The sequence below is a fragment of the Microbulbifer thermotolerans genome, from assembly GCF_900112305.1.
GTDB classification, from domain to species: domain Bacteria; phylum Pseudomonadota; class Gammaproteobacteria; order Pseudomonadales; family Cellvibrionaceae; genus Microbulbifer; species Microbulbifer thermotolerans.
The window spans coordinates 295,083-311,079 of sequence record NZ_FOKT01000004.1 but is presented as its reverse complement, the minus strand read 5'-3'; the positions used below and the strand labels follow the sequence as shown (position 1 = coordinate 311,079).

Here is a 15,997-nt window from a genome sequence, read left to right as displayed (position 1 = left end):
CGCCTTAAAAAACCATTGTTCTGTTTTAGAAATTATTTTCATAATAAAAATGCATCAACAAGCAAAAAATTAGCATTTTTTCTTGCGAAATTATTTTTATATTTTTCCCCCAATTCGGTCACTTCCACCCAAAATCCGAAAGTGGCACAAGAAAGGCTCAGATAATTTTATCAATCCAGTCACGATAAACATCTGCATCCCGCACCCCAACGGCAGAATCAGCAATAGAAATGAAACGGCCGAATATGCACCTCCGCGCAAAATAGAGACACCGCACTGACTCGAACAATCTCAAGCTCAAAATGAAATTTGCGCCACTCGCATAAATACCGATAAACTACGCACAGGGAAATAACAACAATACTGGGAGTAGTATGACTAACAATTGTACCTACCATTCCACAACAGAAGCCTCTTGGCACTGCCAGCCCTGCGGCCGCTATTACTGCGATACTTGTATCCCTGGCTCCAGCGCCAACTACCGCAATGGCCAACCCGACTGCCCGTTGTGCCACAAGCCGCTCAGCTATATCGGCGCGAGCAACAGCGCCAAACCCTTCTGGCAGATGGGCATCTTTTATTTCAAATACGCGCTGCAACCGGGGCCGTTGACCGTGATAGCACTGGCGGCGGCAGTAGGCTTGCTGATATCGGGGCCGGGAATCGTTTCGCTGCTCATGTTGCTCGGCGCCTTTGCCCTGGTTACCCGCTACAACCTGTTAGTCATCCAAACACTGGCCGGCGGCCAATTGCAGGCACCTGGCTTCGGCGACGCCATGGACGGCAACAGCGCACCGCTGTTTCTGAAAGTGATCGGCATGTCCCTGATCGCCGGTTTCGTCGGCTACAAACTGCTTTCCATCGCCCCCGGCGCACTTCAGCTTTACTCTATTGCTCTTTCATTACTCACACCAGCGGCGATGATCGTTCTGGCTCTGGAAGGCAGCTTGCGGGCGGCCATCAACCCGCTAAAACTGCTGCAGTTCACCCTGATTATCGGCTGGCCCTATTTATTGTTATGGCTCAGCACCGGCGCCATCTCCGCTGCCCCCGGTTACCTGCTTATGCTGGTGGCAGACAAACTTCCCCCTTGGGCCCTGATTCCAGTGATCGCCGCAACCACCACCTACTTCGCCATCGTCACCAGTGCCATGATGGGATATATCTGCCTTTCGCGGCAGCAGCAGCTGGGTATTTCCGCCATCCGTGATGACGATGACAGCTACCTGGAAGAGCGCGACTTTGACTGCGCCCGGGCCCAGGCAGAAGCCAACATACTGATGCGTGAAGGCGACTTCAAAGTGGCCCGCCAAACCCTGGTGGAATGCCTGCGCCGTTACCCGGACGAACCGGCCCTGAACGAACGCTACTACCGTTTGCTGCTGGCCACCCAGGACAAAAAAGCCCTGCGCGAGCTTGCGCCCCACCTGCTGGAAAAATTTATCCTCATGAACCGCGCCCACACCGCGACGGAACTCTATCTGGCCACCAATCCGCCCCCCACCATCGATAAGCCCCATGTCCGTCACCAACTGGCGGAAACACTCTACCGCCAACAGAAATTCCGCCCGGCGGCCTTACTCCTTACCAATCTCCATAAACACAACAAAGACTACCGGAACCTGGATGCTGCCTACCTGCTACTGGCACAGATTTATATCGATGGATTTAACCGGGAAGACACGGCTAAGCAATTATTGACTTTTATCAAGAAGCACTTTCCCGATACCAGTCTGCGCAAGCAAGTGGATACGCTGGCGCAAATACTGACCAAAGCAGAAGCGGCCGGCTAAGGGGGAATGGGGGCCTGTTTTACGCATCTAAAAACAGCAGGCTCCCGTCAATGGCGGGAGTTATCTGTGTAATTATTTTAGGTTTGTGCCAACCTGAGCCCGGCGATACCAATACAGATCAGCCCCAAACTCACTATTTTGGAGGCACTGGCTGGTTCATCGAAGAGAATCATGCCGAAAAGCGCGGTACCAACAGCGCCAATACCTACCCATATTGCATAGGCTGTACCTACAGGTAAGCTTTTCAGCGATATACCTAATAAAAGAAAGCTCGCGACGAGCGAAAATATTGTCCAAATACTAGGCCAGAACTTCGTAAACCCTTCCGAATACTTTAGCCCAATTGCCCAGACAACCTCCAAGAGGCCCGCAATAAATAAAAGGAACCAGTTCATAAACTCCTCTCAACTTACTTACGGGGCCGTCCCCTGATGAAATTTGAGAGGTGAGGTCGTCCTCACTTCAAGTACTTGCTTTTTAGCCGCTGTAGATGTGGAGTGCATTTTAATGAAATTGCACACAGCCGCAAACGCAGTATCAGCCAATACATAATTGCGTACGGACATATTTTTCCGCTGAGCGCGCAGTTCTCTCCGCTGCAAATTCTATACGCTCGTTTTCAATTGCAGCAGATCCAAAATCTCTCGCGCTTGTGCTTCCTCTCCTACACGTCGGTAGTGGTTCACCAGGGTCATTCCCAGCTTGGGCAGCAATGGGTGATCCACCCGCTGGCGCAACAAGCGGCGCAGTAGCGCTTCCAGCCACGCCCAGTCGTGTTCCCGCGCTGCACGGCGGGCCAGCAGGAGGCAGGCTTTGGGTGTCAGGGCGCGTGGGTTTGTGCTGGTTTGCAGGTAGCGGTGATAGCCGTTAGACAGGGCACGGGCGTCGATTTCGGTATTATCCGCCAGCGCGAAGAGCGCGAGATTCGCGCGGTGGTAGGCTTCGCTTTCCGGTGCGGGGGCGGTTAACGCGATGGCGCGCTCAATCAGTGGCAGCGACTGGGGGTACTGGCGAATTGCCATGGTGGCGGCCTGTGCGGCTTCGAGCAGTTTGCCTTCCTCCTGAAACCGGTCGATGCGCGCTATTGCGCCCTGCTGCGGCGACGGCGGTTCATCCTCCATCGGCATTTGCTTCACTGCGGGACGGTAGCTGAGCAGTATAAGGGTGAAGACGAATCCGGCCAGCAGGCCGCCGGTATGGGCCCAGTAGGCGATACCCGCATCGCCGTAAAAGTACCCTAAGATTTCCTTGGCCAGCCACAGGGGCAACACCATCAGGGCCGGCGCGCTAAATTCGCCGAAAATAAAGCCGATGGTATAGAAAAATCGCATGCGGCGTACGCCGTAGACGGCGACAAACATGCCCATGACGGCGGACACGGCGCCGGAGGCGCCGACCATGGGCACCGGGCTGCCCGCCTCCACGGCCATATGCAGGCCCGCGGCGGCGAGACCGCCCGCCAGGTAAAGGCCGGCGAACCACAATCCGCCCAGTGCCAGTTCCACCGACAGTCCAAACAGCAGCAGGAACACCATGTTGCCGATCAGGTGATCCCAACTACCGTGCAAAAACATATGGCCGATGAGTCCCGACGGTCTCGGTTCGGCGGGCACCAGCCCATAGGCGATACTGCTGAGACGATCGCGCAATTTAGCGAAGTGTTGCCGCTGTGCCAGCCATTCGGCTTCACCTTCCTCCTTCAGGTGCCGCACAAGCCAGTGGTGAAATTCCGGGTTCCACAGCAGTTCGCGGTAGACAAAGTCCTCTCCCTGGGCATCCACCTGAGTGCGCCACTCGGGGCGGACTTCGTTGACATAGATCAGGAAACGCTGTTCCTCCAACTCCGGCAAGTCGCTGGAAAAATAGTAGTTTTCCGCTTTTTGCCAGCGCGCTTCATCGCCGCCCTGATAAAACACGAACACCAGCAGGTTGATGGCAATCAAGGCAAAGCACATCAGTGGCGGCCGGCGCCAGTCGGGCTTGTTTTGTAGGGGAATAATCAACACAGGAGCGATCTACTGTGACTAGTGGGTTAGCGCCCCAGAATACCGCTGAGACTTCCCAATCACAAACCGTAAAACTCTAGGGAACCTCTGATTAATTCACTTCCTGACATAAAAACGCTTTGGAGCCAGATGAGAAGCTCAGGTGATAGGCTGGCCATTTCGAAACCGTCGGATACAAGGCGGTATCCGTCGGAGCTATAGGGAAGTACTCGTGCGTTTTGAAATGGCCATCCTATTGCCTGAGTGCCCCGGAACCTACCATAGTGTTCACGCGAATTAATCAGAGGTTCCCTAGGGCTAGTTGCCGTTTTTTCGCGTTATCGGCAACGGCGCCTCGCAACTGCGCAAATGCAGATCCCGCTGGGGAAAGGGGAACTCTATACCCTTCTCTCGGAATTCACGCAGCAGCTCCAGGTTGTAAAGTGCATAGAGGTCTCCCAGGGAAGACACCATATTGCTGTTTACCCAGACCACCAGCTTGAAGCGAAGTGCGCTCTCGCCGAACTCCATCAGCCACACCTCGGTCTTGCGCTTCCAATCGGTGTGGGTGATGTTGACCCGCCGCGCGGCTTCCATGGCCGCCTCGCGCACCAGATCCGGGTCCGATCCGTAAGCCACGCCAAAGGGAACGTGAATGCGGCGCACTGGATCTTCCAATGTGTGGTTGATCACTCGACCAGCAACAAACTCTGAATTCGGCACCAGAATATCCACATTGTCGCGAGTAGTGATGCGTGTCGAACGCACGTTGATATCGCGAATGCGGCCAAAGACACCGGACTCCAGTTCCACCAGATCGCCCACGCGCAGCGGCTGCTCGAACAACAAAATTAATCCGGAAATAAAATTGGAAAAAATTGCCTGCAAACCGAAACCGATACCCACGGAAAGGGCGCCGGCCACCAACGCCAGCTTAGAGGTATCCAGTCCCAGCATGGCGAGCGCGACCACAAGCCCCACGGCAATAATGCTGTAGTGCAGCACCCGGCCGAGGTTATACATCGACTGTTCACTGGCGCGCTTCTTGCGAACCAAACGGTTCAGGAAACGACGGGTAAGCCCTGAAATCAGCCAGGCACTCACCAGTACAAAGATGATTTTGGCAATCTGGCGCAGGGTAATGGGATTTTGGGCGATGGTGAATAGCTGGTAGTCTGCCAATTCGCGCCAGCGGCGGTAGAAGAGATCGGAAAAATAGCCAGTGCGCTCTCCTACCGTCGCCCACCACCCCTGGCGCTCCTTGTAAACCTGCAGTTGCGCCAACTCGTAGCGCTGTACATCATCGATCAGGTCGCGGGCCCGGGCCAAACCGCTGTCGATGCGCTCAAAGGCGCGCCACCAGCGGTCCAATTCCTGCCCTTCCTCGCTCCGCCAGGCGACCACTTGGCGCTGGCGGATATTCAGTTGTCGCGATATACCATCGATCAGGGTACGCGCGGAATCCACCAGATCACGACTCACCACCAGGGGGAGTTTTTCTTCCACCTCACCCAGTACACTGTTGGTGGAAAGCAGTAACTCATCCTTGCGCTTTTCCAGGTAGCCTTCGAGCAAATCGACCTCCAACTGCATCAGGGCGAGGTCTTTTTTCAGGTTGGCCTCCGGTTCAGTCGATTCCACTGTGGCGCTCTGTAGCGCCGTGCGCTCCGCCGCCAGTTGGTCAATTTCCGCTGTCTGTTTTTCTATGTCTTTTACCAGTGCCTCTCCGGCTTCGCTGCTAAACTGCAGTTCCGCGAGCATGCGGTTCAATTGGCCCTCCGCCAGGTCCAGCTGCTCCTGCCAGGCTTTCAACTGGTCCTGCAGGGATTCGCTCTGCTCAATGATATTTAGCTGGTTAATCTGCGCCAGCAGCAGAGCCAGTGCGGCGGATTCCTTTTTCGCCTGACCTTTTGCCTCGCGCATACGCACTATCTGCTTGCGCAGTTGGACCAGCGACTGGCTCAGAGTATCGTCCAGCTGGCGCGCCTCCAGCTGCAGTCCGAATAGACGCAGGCGCCCGCGGTTCACGGCGGCATCGGACTCGGCCCAGGTCAGGATATTCGGATCGGGTGGGAATTTTACGTCTTGCAACAGCGGTATCCGCTGGTATTCCGCGTGTTTGCGCCAGGTGATTTCCACCCCTTTCAAAGCTTTATCGATGGCTGCCGCCTGCTTTTGCAGTCCCTCTTCTTCCGGCAATTGATTCCGCCATTCTTTCCAGGCGAGAGTCAGGGCCTGCAACCACTCCCGGCGCTCCTCTCGCGAGGCGTCGGGCCAGCCGCTCCACCAATCGGCGGAGGGAGCACTGAAATTGGGAATCACAGGCTCGAATTGCTCTTTTTTCTGTCCGGGCAGCTGGGCATTGGCAAACGGGGAGATTCCGCCCAACAACAGGCACAGAATAAAAAACACCAGGATGCGGATACCGACCTCAACAGCGCGGGTAATGAGAAAAGAGACAACACGGTATTCGCCTGTCATAGAGCGCAGCTGCTCCGAAGGAAAAATCCCGGGCAGAACACGAAGGTTTCCCGCGTTTCCCGCTCGTTCCGTTGGACACCTTCCTGTACCCGACAGATTTGCACGGTCTATCGCGTTACTTGCGCTACTCATCGGGGTTGGAGTTTCCTTTTCACATCGAGGCAAATTAATCAATATTCCCCAGCACCACTTCCAATTGGTTTACGCTCATGACAACGGCGCCGCTGCGATAACCGCCCTCGGCATGCAGTATTTTTACCGCGGCGCCACCGACGATATAGCGGTCCAAATCGACAGCGAACGCTCCGAAGTCCGAATAGAGCCTGATGAGGTCCCCCGCGACAATGGCGTAAAGTCCGTGCTCCAGCACCGGTTGTAGCAGTATCGCGCGGTTCAGATCCAACAGATTGGTAAAGACAGCGCCGCGACGGATATAAAAATCGCTGCCCAAAATACCCGCTGCCAGGTTCGGCCGCAGGCCATTCGCATCCAGACTCAATAACGCTTGCGTGCTGCCGTCTCCGGCCCAGGTGACCATCAGTTGCGCGCCCCGCTCGGTGAAGTCCTCAACAGCCACGGCGTCGAAATCCGGTGGCGCGCTGCCGTATGCTGCGACATAACCGAAAATACGCAGCGGCGCATACTTTGCCCACTTGCGCGGTTCCAGTGATTGTATGTCGACCAGATAGTTGAATGGGTCTGCATCGTCGGCTTCTTCGCGCCCCGTACCGGCGTAGTCGAACAACAGGGAATCGCGGTTGCCGAATGCCAGGGTAGTAACGTCGAGCGTTTTTTCACTGGCTCGGTTTACCGTTGCATCCAATGCGGTCGGCAACAGACGCACTTCGGCGGCATTGAGCCACTGTGCATCTTTCCAAAGGCCGAGAGCGGTAATGCGCTGCCCAACGGAAACGGCGGCAGAAGTCCTCTGCGCGGTAAAAAAACCCGGTCTTATCACCCGTGTATCCACGGGGAGCAGCAGTTGCCGCTCATCTTCGTAAAGGACACTGCCGTCAGTGCGGATCAAGCGTGTATCGATCAGCGTCAGCAAATTGCCTTCGCGCGCCAGTACGTGGCCGTGCAACGCCTCCTGAATTTCCCCCGGCACACTACTGCCGACGTAGACCACGCTGGCCGTAAAGCGGTGCCTGTCTGAATCGAAATGGCCGAAGGCGAGTGTGGCCGTATCGGCGGGCTGTTCCTCAAGGGCCGCCAAGCCATTGGTGCTGAAAAAAACCTCGCCATCAATCTCCCATTCAGTATTGCCGTCGACAAAGATCTCAACGCCACCCTGACGGCCCCTGCTCAGATAGAAAGGGCGCAGGGCGATGCGGTACGAGAGCTGGCGCTGGTCCACATCCAGCAGAGGGCCACGCAGGCGAAATTTTTGTGGCGGCGGGGGATTCGCTTCCGCGGTGATCACCGGATAGATTTCCACCAAAGGCGGTGTTTCTCGAGTGTCGACGATATGGGAAGCGGTGAGGCTGAAATCCAACAGCAGCAGCGGCGGCGGCACTGGCCTTGCCAGCGGCCGGTTATCGGGGTCCAGATCCAGTGTCAATTTCAGCTCGCGGACGCGGCGCCCATCCGGATAGCGCACTTCCACTTTCTCCGCTGCACCGTCCACATCTACGCGGATATCTGCGTCCGTGTAATCGAGGGTAATCTCCACACCCACATAGACATCCACCGGAAGTGTCGCCGCGGTTACCAATTCCGCCAGTCCTTTGTATTGCACTAGGTCGACGGTGTTGTCTTTTTCCAACAACTCAATGCCTGTACCGTTGGCACGCAAAACCCGCAGTGAAGTGATGGCAACCTGATAACGGACGAAATCCCCGTCCAGATCGGTAAAACCGACCAGCAGACGACCGCAACCGTCTGGGGGGACAATGGCGTCGCTGGTTTCACACACCACTTTGTCACCGCCGGAGTGACTGCCCCCGCCGCCTCCTCCTCCGCAGGCGGAAAGCAATATGGTGGCGATTAGTGCACACACACGGCAGCGTGCGGAAAAATCCTTTTCCCTCAACATGGCCTTCCCTCGGCACAATGACAGCGGAAATTCCCTAAGGAACCTCTAAAGACTAGCCGGGCGTGCGGCGGAAAGAAAAATTGCGATCGCTAAGTAGCGACATACCGTGAATCTAAGGAACCCCTGATTGATTCACTTCCTGGCGTAAAAACGCTTTGGAGCCAGATGAGAAGCTCAGGTGATAGGCCGGCCATTTCGAAACCGTCGGATACAAGGATGTATCCGGCGGAGCTGTAGGGAAGTACTCGTGCGTTTTCGAAATGGCCATCCTATTGCCTGAGTGCCCCGGAACCTACCATAGGGTTCACGCGAATTAATCAGAGGTTCCCTAACGCATGCAGCGCTCATATTCATCCCAGTAGTTGCCCGGCTGGCGGCGGTAGGGTCCTACCTTATCCCGACGCGACTGGTCCCGCGCTATGCGCCGGCAGGTGGATTTACGCTCGCGATAACTTTCATCGTAGATGTCGTCACGGAAACCATAGCGGCCGTAGTAGCCGTAGCCCCAGTAGCCGCCGTAATTACCGCGGTATCTGGCATAGGGGCGCGGGTATGCGCGCGGTATTTCCTCATACTGTACCGGCCGGGGCACTGGAACTGCACGGTATTCCGGCGACACACGGAAATAGTCGCGCCAGCCGTAAGGCTCATTCACTACGGTGTAATCTCCGCCCCTGGGGTCGTACCAAAAGAAGGTGCCGTCGTGCGCGACGAAATAGCGTTCACCGCCCATAGTAAAAGTGCCTTTTATTTTAGGCACAAAGGGAACCCGCGCGCCGACAGGTGCATCGACACGCATGTAACCGCCTTTGGTCGGGCGGTAAAACAATCCGCCAGCGTAATAATAACTTTCACCGCGCACGAGAAGTTGCGAGGTACCGGTAAGCTGACGTCCCCCTCTGTCATTCGCCCAGGCAAAAGTGACAGTGAGACTGAGCAGAAGTACTGTGGCGCAGCGCATGGCGGCTACTCCTCTTCACATAATTACCGGAAGTTTATTCAGCGGGGGTGTCCACCCCCACTCATCACGGAAAATTATTTCTCCGGAGCGCGGGTATATTGAGAAACGGCGGATGCAACAGCATTTTCTCGGCTGTTGAGTCCGGGACTCCGGCCGTGGGTTAAGCGCAGGTAATACAGGAAAAGAAAAAAGGGAAGGCGCCGGCTCTTCGGCCGGCGCAAAACGGTTTCATTTATGGGCGGTTATTGCAGACCCAGCATGCTCTTACAGCGATTGAGCTCGGTCATGTAAATCTTACCGCCAATGGCCGGGTTGCGACTGGCACGCGCTGCGGCCCAGTTACGGCAATCCTCCATAGTAGTTATCGTCGCGCGGTATTCCCGCGGGGTGAGACGATAGAAGTGCGGCTGCACGTCACGGACCATTCCTTTGGGCGGCTGCACTCTATAGTAATAACCACCGTCCGGAATATAACGATAATATTTACCGTTGTGCGCAAAATACGTCTGGCCCATATACTGGATTTGAGAAGAATCCGAGGGCAAAGAGCGCATCCGTTCCTGCGCCTGGCTGTAGCCAGCGAGGGAACACATCAGGATTAAGGGAATCAAATAACGCATGGGACTTCCTCCTCTTACTACCGTGTGAAGAAGTCTATTCAGAGCAAATGCCAATCCCCACTTTGATTGATGTGCGCTCGAAAGGCGCTCTTGAGAACCAATTGCAGCGCATTGGCGACGCAGTCTCGGGGACGACAATCCATCACAGAAAATGCTGAACCTTGTTCTTGTAACTGCGGCTCATTTTCAGGCGCTCACCGTTATTGAGTACCAGGTGATATTCGCCGTTGATGTGGGCGCAGATCTCACACACGCGATTGAGATTGACGATGGTGGAGCGATGAATCCGTTGAAACACTCTCGGGTCGAGTTGCTGTTCCAACTCCTTCATCGTAATACGCATCACATGGGTTTCGCCCTTGGCGTGCACGCACATGTAATCACCGGCCGCATCTATCCAATCAATTTCCCGCGTCGGTACCAAAGTAATTTTGCCGGAGTCCTTGATGGCAATTTTCTCCGGGTAGGCACTTCCCCCCAGTTCTCCCGCCACCAGTTTTTGCTCCAGCACCTCGGGCGCTTCTTTGGTTAGACCTGCCACCGCTTCCAATAATTGTTCCCGCTGGCTGGCGATATCGGCATTGGCTATCTTTTCCCGCACTCTTTCCAGCGCTAGGGCCAGGCGCTCTTCCTCAATGGGTTTGAGCACATAGTCCACCGCGTTGACCTCGAAGGCCTCCACCGCGTACTGATCGTAGGCAGTGACAAACACCACTTGCGGGAGCTGTTCCACCGGAATCCGCTGCACCAATTCCAGGCCGCTGATCCCGGGCATCTGGATATCCACAAAAGCGACATCGGGCCGCAGCTCGAGAATTTGCTCGAGTCCCTGCCGCCCGTTGCCGCACTCAGCGATGACTTCAATCCCCCCGATCTCATCCAGGCGCAGGCACAGTCCGCGCCGCGCCAGGGGCTCGTCATCGATTACTATCGCCCTTAGAGTGTCAGTCTTGCCGTTCATCACCTTATTCCTGTTCGTAGGGAATACGAATATGGACTGCCAGCCCACCCTCGGCCCGGTTGCAGAAACGTACCTTCTGCTCGTCGCCGTAGAGCGCCCGCAGCCGTTCACAGGTATTACGGATACCGACACCGTAACCGCTACCCGATCTAGACGCCAGCGTCGCCAGTTCTCTCTCCGACATACCCGGGCCGTTATCACTGACTTCCAACAGCAGCTCACCGGCGAAAGTACGCGCCTTGATTGACACTTCCCCACCCCATTCACGCTGAGAAATCCCGTATTTAATCGCGTTTTCCACCAGCGGCTGCAGCAACAGGCTTGGAACCAGCGCCCGCGGCGACTCTCCCTCCAGATCCAGATTCACCCCCAGGCGATCGGCAAAGCGCACTTTTTCAATGTCCAGGTAGAGCATCAGCGCTTCCACCTCTTTAGCCAAAGTCACCTTCTGCATTGGATCGTTATCGAGGGAGTGGCGCAGAAACTGGGACAGGCGCGACACCATATCGTTGGCAGTCCGGCCCTGGCTGTCGAGAATCAGGGTGGATATGGCGTTCAGCGTGTTAAACAGAAAGTGAGGATTGAGCTGGTAGCGCAGCATTTTCAACTGCGCCTGGTGCGCCATGGACTCGGCGCGCAGGGCCTTCTCCTGCTGGGTCAGTGAGGCCTTGTAGTACTTGATACCGTAATAAAGTGCGGCCCAAGTCATCAGAATCAAAAACGAGTAGGAAAACCAATAGATCGCCAGTACCGCGGGGTGTTCGTCCTCCGATCCATACAGCCACAAGGAGCCGCCGAATTTGATCGCCGCCCACACAAGCGCGGCCAGCGCCACCACCACCAGAGAACCGAGAAGGCGCGCCGCGGGCGGCTTATCCCACAGCTTTTGAAACCCCCGGCGCATGCCCTCCGACAGCAGGACACCGGAAGTGGTGGCCACGGCGATATAACCGGAATGAATCCAGTGGTCCTTAACCCAGAAAAAACTGCCGACAAAGGTCAGCAGGGTGTAACCGCCCCAGCCGCACAACTGTAGCGCCCAGTACTGCCAGTGCTGGGCGGAGAGCCGCTCGGACAGCCATTGAATTGCATTGTTGCCCATAAATTCCCGTATCGTGGCGCCGCCGGCGCCGGGTTGACACTTTCACTGGCTGTCATACTAAATGGCGTCCGCCGCTGGAGAAATACCAACCGGCGCAACATAAGGACAGGCTGCCGCAAGGGCATCGATATGAACTACTGGCTATTCAAGTCCGAACCCGACGAATACAGCATCCGCGACCTGGCCGCCGAGCCGGGCCAAACGGGCCGCTGGGACGGCATTCGCAACTACCAGGCGCGCAATTTTCTGCGCGACCATGTGCAAAAAGGCGATTGTGTGCTCTTTTATCACAGTGCCTGCAAGGTACCCGCAGTAGTGGGCACCGCCAAAGTGGTGCGCGCCGCCTACCCGGACCCGGCCCAGTTCGACTCCGGGAGCAAATACTTCGACCCCAAGGCGAGCGGGGACAAGCCGCGCTGGTACTGTGTGGATATCCGCTGGCAGAGCGAGTTCGCGCGGCCGGTGCCGCTAACAGAGATCAAGCAAAATCCAGATCTCGCAGAAATGGTACTGGTAAAGCAGGGGCGGCTTTCGATTCAGCCGGTGCGCCCGGAGGAATGGAAAACCATAGTGGCATTAGGGAGCATGTAACGCAAAGCGTTCCCAGTGGGAGAGAGGTTTACACGACGCCTTTAGTGCTGGCGATAAACACGCTGAGCAGGGACAGCAAGCTCAACACAACGACAATCACCAACAGCAGTAACAGGGGGCGGAAGGGCTTGCGCTCCACCTGGTTAAAGCCACTGTGCAAATACTTGTCGACCCGTGCCTGGTCTGCGTCGGAGAGTTTCTTCTCGGGCTTTTCGGACATGGGCAATCGCGCTCATTGTTCTTATTCGCCGCGGGTGCGCGGCACCGCCGGTCCGAGTTTAGAAGAATTGCCTGAGTCTGTTAAGAAAGCACAGTGAATTTGCGCCCTGCTTCGAGAAAAACTAGAAGTTCGGGGGCGCCTGTACACAGGCGCCCCGTCACTATGGGGAAAGGTCAGAAGAGCTCCGCCTCGATATCCATCAAAGTGCCGCTGCCGGCCTTGACGCTGGCGGCCAGGGACTGGGTGCGGGGCAGCAGGCGGGCGAAATAGAAGCGCGCCGTCTTCACCTGTCCCTTGTAGAAATCGTCCTCCCCCGCCTTCGGCAGTGCTTTCGCGGCCATTCTGGCCCACATATAGGCATAAGCCACATAGCCGAATAGGTGCAGATATTCCACCGAAGCGGCCCCCGGGGCGTTGGGGTCTTCCTTGGCGCGGGCGATCAGACTGGCGGTGACCTCTTTCAGGCACTGCAGCCCAGCCGATAGCGGCAGGACAAACTCGGCCATTTCCTCGCGGCCGCCCTCGCGGTCGATAAACGCCTGTACGTCAGTGGCAAATAACTCGAAATAAGCCCCGCCGTTGGCCACCGTTTTGCGGCCCACCAAGTCCAGCGCCTGAATACCGTTGGTGCCTTCATAGATCTGGGTAATACGCACATCGCGCACCAGCTGTTCCTGGCCCCACTCGCGGATATAGCCGTGCCCGCCGAATACCTGTTGACCGAGCACGGTGCACTCGAGTCCGGCATCGGTGATAAAGGCTTTGGCCACCGGGGTCAGTAGCGCGACCATGCCTTCCGCATGCTGCTTTTCCTCGCCCTCTCCGAATTTGGCGATATCCAACCACTGGGCCACATAGGTGGAAAGCGCGCGGCCGGCGCCGATCAATGCCTTCTGGGTCAACAGCATGCGGCGCACGTCCGGGTGGACAATGATCGGGTCCGCGGCCTTGTCCGGCTGCTGGGGACCGCTCGGTGCGCGGCTCTGAATGCGCTCGAGGGCATATTCGCGCGCGTTTTGATAGCTGCGTTCAGACGCGCCCAGGCCCTGAATGCCGACCCCGAGGCGCTCGTAGTTCATCATGGTGAACATGGCCGCTAGCCCCTTATTCACCTCGCCCACCAGCCATCCCTTGGCGCCGTCGAAATTCATCGCGCAGGTAGCTGAGGCCTTGATTCCCATCTTGTGCTCGATGGAACCACAGTGGACCCCATTGCGCTCGCCGAGACTACCGTCTTCATTGACCAGATATTTCGGCACCAGGAATAGAGAAATACCCCGCGACCCCGCAGGCGCATCTGGCAGCTTGGCCAGAACCAGGTGCACGATATTTTCTGAAAGATCCTGATCGCCGCCGGTGATAAAGATCTTGCTGCCGGTAATTCTGTAACTGCCGTCCTCCTGGGGTTCCGCCTTGGTGCGGATCATGCCTAAATCTGTTCCGGCGTGGGGTTCGGTCAGATCCATCACCCCGGCCCAGATGCCCTCATACATCTTGGGCAGATATTTCTGTTTCAGCGCTTCGCTCGCATGGGTATCGATGGCCAGACAGGCGCCGGCGGTCAGCATTGGATACAGGGCAAAGGAGATGCTGGCAGAGTTGATCATTTCCTCCACCTGGGCACCGAGCATCTTCGGCATGCCCATGCCGCCGTACTCCGGGTTACCGAGCAGTGCGCCCCAGCCGCCCTCGCAGTAGGTGGCATAGGCCTCTTTCATGCCCGCTGGCGTGGTGACCTCACCCTCCACCCAGTGACAGCCCTCTTCGTCGCCGGAGCGGTTGAGCGGATCCAGGGTATTGGCGGCCAGCTTGGCCATTTCCTCGAGAATCGCGTCCGCGGTCTCGCGTTCCACCGCGCCCGCCAACCCCGGCAGGCGCGCCCAGAGTTGGTCCGCGGCAAAGACTTCGTGCAGCAGGAAGTGCATCTCCCGCAGTGGCGCCTTGTATTCGGCCATGCTCCCGGTCCTCATTCAGTTGTTTCAAACAATCGTTTGAATCTAGGCGCACAGGGGGGCCTTGTCAACTGCCCGCGGCTATTCAGCGCTGGAATGCGCCCCGGAGCCAAGTGCGCGCGCGCGAATGAGTTAGGGAGCCTCTGATTAATTCATTTCCTGGTGGCAGAGGTTCTTCGGGGGCGGATGTGAAGCTCAGGTGATAGGACGGATATTTCGAAACCGTCGGATACAGGGATGTATGCGTCGGAGCTACAGGGAAGTACTCGTGCGTTTTCGAAATATCCGTCCTATTTCCTGAGCGTCCCGGAACCTACTTATTGTGTTCACGCGAATTAATTAGAGGTTCCTTAGACGGACTTCACCCCAACAGCGGCGACAGGTTCAGGTGCTCCGCCGCACGCCGGTAGTCAGCGGCGGTATCGAAAGGCAGAGTGCCGAGCAGTGGCGCCGACATCAGACTGCGCAAGGTAGCCAGGTTTTCCTCCGCACGGGCCATATCCCGACCGACAAAGTTAGCCACCCAGCCGGCCAGCGCCAGGCCATCGCGGCGGATCGCCTCCGCGCTCAACAGCGCGTGGTTGATACAGCCGAGCCGCATGCCCACAACCAAAATCACCGGGATGTTCAATTCCCGCGGCAATTGTGAAAGGAAAGCACCCGGCCCCAGGGGCGTGCGCCAACCGCCGGCGCCCTCGATCAATACCAGATCGGCCCCGGCGCTCATAACACCCCGGCAAACACCGGCCATGCGTCCCAAATCCAGCCGCCGGCCCGCCTCCCGCGCCGCGATATGAGGCGCTATGGCGGGCGCCAGCGCGAAGGGGTTTACCTGCTGGTAGGGAAGATCCAAGGTCATGGCCTCTTGCAGCAAAAGCGCATCGCTGTTGCGCAGCCCATCCGCGGTTTCCTCGCAGCCGGATGCGACCGGTTTTACCGCCGCAGTGCGCAATCCCCGCGCCGCGGCGCTGGCGAGCAGTGCGGCAGTGGTATAGGTCTTACCGACCTCGGTATCGGTGCCAGCGACGAAATAGCACTGGGCCACAAAAACCTCCAATTTTTTCTTGACGCCTATTTAAACGTCGTCTACCTGATGATAAATTACCCGCTTAGCATAAAAATTCACCACCCTGAAGATCTTTTCGACAAGGGGGGAGGATAACCGGCTAAAAACGTCCCGGCTTCTGCCGGGCTGGCGGCGGGAAATAAAGCTGCCAGAGATGCACTGTGAGCAATAAAGGCAGGGAGTTCGCCCCAAATCACAGATAACCGACAACGACACTACGGCTTGCCAAG

At 56.9% G+C, this 15,997-nt stretch carries 13 protein-coding genes; 2 read left to right on the top strand and 11 right to left on the bottom strand.

Annotation, left to right across the window (positions count from 1 at the left end):
- Window positions 1–374: 374 nt before the first annotated feature.
- Complete coding sequence (locus BM155_RS08310) at window positions 375–1,793, top strand: hypothetical protein (protein WP_074902356.1); 1,419 nt, start codon at window positions 375–377, stop codon at window positions 1,791–1,793.
- 77 nt (window positions 1,794–1,870) lie between these two features.
- Here BM155_RS08310 and sugE read toward each other — a convergent pair whose 3' ends face one another.
- The 8 genes from sugE to BM155_RS08270 all read right to left on the bottom strand — a co-directional run bounded on the left by sugE (window position 1,871) and on the right by BM155_RS08270 (window position 11,938).
- Complete coding sequence (gene sugE / locus BM155_RS08305) at window positions 1,871–2,188, bottom strand: quaternary ammonium compound efflux SMR transporter SugE (protein ID WP_074902354.1); 318 nt, start codon at window positions 2,186–2,188, stop codon at window positions 1,871–1,873.
- Between the two features lie 210 nt (window positions 2,189–2,398).
- Window positions 2,399–3,799: a rhomboid family intramembrane serine protease gene (locus BM155_RS08300; RefSeq protein ID WP_074902351.1), complete on the bottom strand. Its 1,401-nt coding sequence runs from the start codon at window positions 3,797–3,799 to the stop codon at window positions 2,399–2,401.
- 297 nt (window positions 3,800–4,096) lie between these two features.
- Window positions 4,097–6,259 (bottom strand): mechanosensitive ion channel domain-containing protein, encoded by a 2,163-nt coding sequence (locus BM155_RS16765; RefSeq protein ID WP_083421124.1) that lies wholly within the window; start codon window positions 6,257–6,259, stop codon window positions 4,097–4,099.
- Window positions 6,260–6,425: 166 nt separating this feature from the next.
- Window positions 6,426–8,294, bottom strand: a complete 1,869-nt coding sequence (locus tag BM155_RS08290; RefSeq protein ID WP_067150676.1) for a hypothetical protein — start codon at window positions 8,292–8,294, stop codon at window positions 6,426–6,428.
- A gap of 328 nt (window positions 8,295–8,622) precedes the next feature.
- Complete coding sequence (locus BM155_RS08285) at window positions 8,623–9,255, bottom strand: DUF6515 family protein (RefSeq protein WP_067150673.1); 633 nt, start codon at window positions 9,253–9,255, stop codon at window positions 8,623–8,625.
- A gap of 242 nt (window positions 9,256–9,497) precedes the next feature.
- Window positions 9,498–9,875, bottom strand: a complete 378-nt coding sequence (locus tag BM155_RS08280) for a hypothetical protein (RefSeq protein WP_067150670.1) — start codon at window positions 9,873–9,875, stop codon at window positions 9,498–9,500.
- A 142-nt stretch (window positions 9,876–10,017) separates the two neighbouring features.
- Window positions 10,018–10,836, bottom strand: a complete 819-nt coding sequence (locus BM155_RS08275) for a LytR/AlgR family response regulator transcription factor (RefSeq protein ID WP_074902349.1) — start codon at window positions 10,834–10,836, stop codon at window positions 10,018–10,020.
- Window positions 10,837–10,840: 4 nt separating this feature from the next.
- Window positions 10,841–11,938 carry a sensor histidine kinase gene (locus tag BM155_RS08270; protein WP_067150664.1) on the bottom strand — a complete coding sequence of 366 codons (1,098 nt, stop codon included), beginning with the start codon at window positions 11,936–11,938 and terminating at the stop codon, window positions 10,841–10,843.
- A gap of 129 nt (window positions 11,939–12,067) precedes the next feature.
- Here BM155_RS08270 and BM155_RS08265 point away from each other — a divergent pair, with 129 nt between their 5' ends.
- On the top strand, window positions 12,068–12,529 hold the full coding sequence (locus tag BM155_RS08265; RefSeq protein ID WP_074902346.1) for an EVE domain-containing protein: 462 nt from the start codon (window positions 12,068–12,070) through the stop codon (window positions 12,527–12,529).
- A gap of 28 nt (window positions 12,530–12,557) precedes the next feature.
- On the opposite strand, the gene BM155_RS08260 is transcribed toward BM155_RS08265, so the two are convergent.
- From BM155_RS08260 to bioD, 3 genes are all read right to left on the bottom strand, one after another.
- A complete protein-coding gene (locus tag BM155_RS08260; RefSeq protein WP_067150659.1) occupies window positions 12,558–12,749 on the bottom strand; it encodes a DUF3094 family protein in 192 nt (63 codons plus the stop codon).
- Window positions 12,750–12,922: 173 nt separating this feature from the next.
- Entirely contained in the window at window positions 12,923–14,704 is a 1,782-nt protein-coding gene (locus BM155_RS08255) for an acyl-CoA dehydrogenase C-terminal domain-containing protein (protein WP_074902344.1), read from the bottom strand.
- Between the two features lie 358 nt (window positions 14,705–15,062).
- Window positions 15,063–15,746, bottom strand: a complete 684-nt coding sequence (bioD, locus tag BM155_RS08250) for a dethiobiotin synthase (protein WP_074902570.1) — start codon at window positions 15,744–15,746, stop codon at window positions 15,063–15,065.
- Between the last annotated feature and the right edge of the window lie 251 nt (window positions 15,747–15,997).

Excerpts from the sequence above, each read along its gene's own strand:
- BM155_RS08260 (WP_067150659.1), bottom strand. The coding sequence starts at position 12,749 with ATGTCCGAAAAGCCCGAGAAGAAACTCTCCGACGCAGACCAGGCACGG.
- BM155_RS08285 (WP_067150673.1), bottom strand. The coding sequence starts at position 9,255 with ATGCGCTGCGCCACAGTACTTCTGCTCAGTCTCACTGTCACTTTTGCC.
- BM155_RS08290 (WP_067150676.1), bottom strand. The coding sequence starts at position 8,294 with ATGTTGAGGGAAAAGGATTTTTCCGCACGCTGCCGTGTGTGTGCACTA.
- BM155_RS08265 (WP_074902346.1), top strand. The coding sequence starts at position 12,068 with ATGAACTACTGGCTATTCAAGTCCGAACCCGACGAATACAGCATCCGC.
- BM155_RS08255 (WP_074902344.1), bottom strand. The coding sequence starts at position 14,704 with ATGGCCGAATACAAGGCGCCACTGCGGGAGATGCACTTCCTGCTGCAC.
- BM155_RS16765 (WP_083421124.1), bottom strand. The coding sequence starts at position 6,259 with ATGACAGGCGAATACCGTGTTGTCTCTTTTCTCATTACCCGCGCTGTT.
- BM155_RS08280 (WP_067150670.1), bottom strand. The coding sequence starts at position 9,875 with ATGCGTTATTTGATTCCCTTAATCCTGATGTGTTCCCTCGCTGGCTAC.
- BM155_RS08275 (WP_074902349.1), bottom strand. The coding sequence starts at position 10,836 with ATGAACGGCAAGACTGACACTCTAAGGGCGATAGTAATCGATGACGAG.
- sugE (WP_074902354.1), bottom strand. The coding sequence starts at position 2,188 with ATGAACTGGTTCCTTTTATTTATTGCGGGCCTCTTGGAGGTTGTCTGG.
- BM155_RS08270 (WP_067150664.1), bottom strand. The coding sequence starts at position 11,938 with ATGGGCAACAATGCAATTCAATGGCTGTCCGAGCGGCTCTCCGCCCAG.
- BM155_RS08310 (WP_074902356.1), top strand. The coding sequence starts at position 375 with ATGACTAACAATTGTACCTACCATTCCACAACAGAAGCCTCTTGGCAC.